Source organism: Streptomyces colonosanans (assembly GCF_001866645.1).
Lineage (GTDB): Bacteria > Actinomycetota > Actinomycetes > Streptomycetales > Streptomycetaceae > Streptomyces > Streptomyces colonosanans.
Map to the genome: position 1 here is coordinate 1 of NZ_MLYP01000123.1, position 1000 is coordinate 1000.

Annotated in this window: 1 protein-coding gene; it reads right to left on the reverse strand. The window is 68.8% G+C overall.

The features are described from left to right. Positions 1 to 1000, reverse strand: a 1000-nt coding sequence (locus BIV24_RS30330; RefSeq protein ID WP_245767011.1) for a S53 family peptidase, incomplete at both ends; no start/stop codon positions are given.

Here is a 1000-nt window from a genome sequence, read left to right on the forward strand (position 1 = left end):
AGCGCGGAGGGCTGGGCGTAGGGGTAGGAGTTGGGCATCGAACTCGCCGCCGGTGTCCCGGCCAGCGCGTAGACCGAGGCGATGATCGGGGCGGACGCGCTGGTGCCGCCGAAGACCTTCCAGCCGCCGTGGTAGACCGCGACACCGGTGTTCGGGTCGGCGACCGCCGACACATCCGCGACCGTACGACGCGCGCAGTCGCTGTCCTTCTGGAACGACGGCTTGGCGCCATACGCCGAGCAACCACTGCCCGCGCCACTCCACACTCCCTCGGTCCAACCGCGGGTCGTGGAGGCGTTCTTGACCAGCGAGGTGCCGCCGACCGCCGTCACATACGGCGACGCGGCCGGATACTCCACGCCATAACCGAAATCACCGCTGCTGACCGTGATCGCGACACCCGGGTGGTTGAAGTAGGCGTCGTCGTACTGGGTTTGATCGGAACCCTCGCGGCCGCCGTAGCTGTTGGAGACGTACTTGGCGCCCTGGGCGACCGCCTGGTTCACGGCCGCACCGAGGTTGTCCATGTAGGCGTCGTCGGCTTCGACCAGCAGGATCTTGCAGCTCGGGCAGGTCGCGCTGACCATGTCGAGGTCCAGGGCGATCTCCCCGGCCCACCCGGAGTCCGGGGACGGATAGTCCGTGCCGCCGCGCTGGTCGATCTTCTTGAAGCAGCCGTTGGCCGTGGTGCACGGCGGCAGCCCGTACTGCTGACGGTAGACGGCCAGGTCCGCCTCGGCGTTCGGGTTGTCGTACGCGTCGACGATCGCGACCGTCTCGGTGGAGCCGGCGGACGGCAGGTTGTACGCGCTCTGCAGGTCGGCCGGACCGAAACCCGTGGGAGCCGCATCAGCCTGCAGCCCCTTCGCCGCGACGACATCCGTGCGGACCATCGCGAGGCAGGACATCTCGCCGGCCTTCGACGGCTTGGCACACACCTGACTGGTGGGATGCTGCCCAGGCGAGGTGGGGTCGGCGGCCTTCGTGGTCGGGACAGGAT